Source organism: Dyadobacter luticola, assembly GCF_005860805.1.
GTDB classification, from domain to species: domain Bacteria; phylum Bacteroidota; class Bacteroidia; order Cytophagales; family Spirosomataceae; genus Dyadobacter; species Dyadobacter luticola.
The window spans coordinates 1-3,183 of sequence record NZ_VCEJ01000014.1 but is presented as its reverse complement, the minus strand read 5'-3'; the positions used below and the strand labels follow the sequence as shown (position 1 = coordinate 3,183).

General features: G+C 51.6%; 2 rRNA genes. Both read left to right on the top strand.

Annotated elements, in window-relative coordinates:
- Positions 1–57 precede the first annotated feature (57 nt).
- Positions 58–2,875, top strand: a 23S ribosomal RNA gene (locus FEN17_RS27160).
- Positions 2,876–3,047: 172 nt separating this feature from the next.
- Positions 3,048–3,159: ribosomal RNA gene (gene rrf / locus FEN17_RS27155) — 5S ribosomal RNA — on the top strand.
- Positions 3,160–3,183: the final 24 nt, after the last annotated feature.

Genomic DNA, 3,183 nt, shown 5'->3' with positions numbered 1-3,183 from the left:
TCTGGTAACGAGTTCATTGACATATTGGTAAAGTAGAAGAGAGAAGAAAATAGAGTCGCGCAAGCGAATTAAGGGCGCATGGGGGATACCTAGGCTCTCAGAGGCGATGAAGGACGTGATAAGCTGCGAAAAGCTACGGGGAGCAGCACATATGCATTGATCCGTAGATATCCGAATGGGGCAACCCAGTGTAGTGAAGCTACATTACCCTACGGGGGGCAAACGCGGGGAACTGAAACATCTAAGTACCCGCAGGAGAAGAAAACAATAGTGATTCCGCAAGTAGTGGCGAGCGAACGCGGAACAGCCCAAACCAGCCTGGTTACGGCCAGACTGGGGTTGTAGGACTTACCAAGTGGGTAGATAGCGAACTGGAATGGTCTGGGAAGGCCAATCGTAGAGGGTGAGAATCCCGTACAGGCAGTGAATCTATCTGAGTAAGTATCCTGAGTAGGTGGGGACCGGTGAAATCCCCTCTGAATCCGGCGGCACCATCCGCCAAGGCTAAATACTCCTGAGAGACCGATAGTGAACGAGTACCGTGAGGGAAAGGTGAAAAGTACCGCGAGCAGCGGGGTGAAATAGAACTTGAAACCATGCGCTTACAAGCGGGCGGAGCGCAAGTGACGCCGTGCCTTTTGCATAATGAGCCTACGAGTTACGGTTACTGGCAAGGTTAATGTTCAAAGAACAGGAGCCGAAGCGAAAGCGAGTCTGAATAGGGCGATGAGTCAGTGGCTGTAGACGCGAAACTTTGTGATCTACCCTTGGTCAGGTTGAAGCGCTGGTAACACATCGTGGAGGACCGAACCGGTAAACGTTGAAAAGTTTTCGGATGAACTGAGGGTAGGGGTGAAAGGCCAATCAAACTGAGAAATAGCTCGTACTCCCCGAAATGTTTTTAGGAACAGCGTTGTGGTTGAGTCATGTTCAGGTAGAGCTACTGATAGGACTAGGGGGAGTCAAATCCTACCAAATTCTGACAAACTCCGAATGGGGCATGATATACACGGCAGTGAGGGCTGGGGTGCTAAGGTCCCAGTCCGAGAGGGGAACAACCCAGAGCATCAGCTAAGGTCCCAAAATATATGCTAAGTTGAACTAAGGGGGTCCGACTGCAGAGACAGCCAGGATGTTAGCTTGGAAGCAGCTATACATTTAAAGAGTGCGTAACAGCTCACTGGTCGAGCGGGGCGGGCATCGATAATAAACGGGCATCAAGCATATTACCGAAGCTATGCGATAGTAGTAATACAATCGGTAGGGGAGCATTCCCACAGGGGTGAAGGTGCAGCGTGAGCTGTGCTGGACTGGTGGGAAAAGCAAATGTAGGCATAAGTAACGATAATGCGGATGAGAAATCCGCACACCGAAAGACTAAGGATTCCTCCGCTATGCTAATCAACGGAGGGTTAGGCGGGGCCTAAGGGATAGCCGACAGGCGACCCCCGATGGACAGCAGGTTAATATTCCTGCCCCTGCATGCAGTGTGAAGAAGTGACGGAGTATTGTGGCAAGTACGTACTGACGGAATAGTGCGTTGAGCGGAGCCTACGGGCGATGCGAACTTGCGAAAAGGCTTCCAAGAAAAGCTTCTGAAACGCCAGCTGTATGCAGCCCGTACCGTAAACCGACACAGGTAGTCGAGAAGAATATTCTAAGGTGCTCGAGTGAATCACGGCTAAGGAACTCGGCAAATTAACCCTGTAACTTCGGGAGAAGGGGAGCCTCCTCGGTAACGAGAGGCCGCAGAGAAATGGCCCAGGCGACTGTTTAGCAAAAACACAGGGCTCTGCCAAATCGAAAGATGACGTATAGGGCCTGACACCTGCCCGGTGCTGGAAGGTTAAGAGGGGATGTCACCGCAAGGGAAGCATTGAATCGAAGCCCCAGTAAACGGCGGCCGTAACTATAACGGTCCTAAGGTAGCGAAATTCCTTGTCGGGTAAGTTCCGACCTGCACGAATGGTGTAACGATCTGGGCACTGTCTCGGCCGTGAGCTCGGTGAAATTGTAGTAGCGGTGAAGATGCCGCTTACCCGCCACGGGACGGAAAGACCCCGTGCACCTTTACTATAGCTTTGCATTGTTTTCGGGTCAGGGATGTGTAGGATAGGTGGGAGGCTGTGAACCGGTGTCGCCAGGCATCGGGGAGCCAACGTTGAAATACCACCCTTCGCTGGCCTGGGATCTAACTGCCCTAGTGGGCAGGACCGTGCATGGTGGGTAGTTTGACTGGGGTGGTCGCCTCCAAAAGTGTAACGGAGGCTTCCAAAGGTCTGCTCAACACGCTTGGTAACCGTGTGTGGAGTGCAATAGTACAAGCAGGCTTGACTGCAAGACCGACGGGTCGAGCAGGTGGGAAACCAGGGTATAGTGATCCGGTGGTTCTGTATGGAAGGGCCATCGCTCAAAGGATAAAAGGTACGCCGGGGATAACAGGCTGATCTCCCCCAAGAGCTCACATCGACGGGGAGGTTTGGCACCTCGATGTCGGCTCGTCACATCCTGGGGCTGGAGAAGGTCCCAAGGGTTCGGCTGTTCGCCGATTAAAGTGGCACGCGAGCTGGGTTCAGAACGTCGTGAGACAGTTCGGTCCCTATCTGTGGTGGGCGTAGGAAGATTGACGGGGGCTGACCTTAGTACGAGAGGACCGGGTTGGACCCACCGCTGGTGAACCGGTTGTTACGCCAGTAGCATGGCCGGGTAGCTATGTGGGGAATAGATAAGCGCTGAAAGCATCTAAGTGCGAAACTAGCCCGAAGATGAATCTTCCACATAAGGGTCGTTGTAGACTACGACGTTGATAGGCTGCAGGTATAAGTGTAGAAACACATTCAGCCGAGCAGTACTAATTACCCAAAAGCTTGCTCATTTTAAATCTCTATCTCTGATCTCTTCTACTTCCAATATGACATGAAATTCAATCTTGGATCTTTCAATGATTGATAACTCAAAGACCTTGTTGGTGACTATTGGAATGGACGGTGCGACGATTCGCTTCACCTGTTTCCATCCCAATATCACATAAACCCAACAAAGACCTTGTTGGTGACTATTGGCCTGGTGTTCACCTCTTCCCATCCCGAACAGAGAAGTTAAGCCCAGAACCGCCGATGATACTTGGGTCAAACCTGGTAAAGTAGGTAGTCGCCACAATTATTAACATCAAAAGCCCCGTAG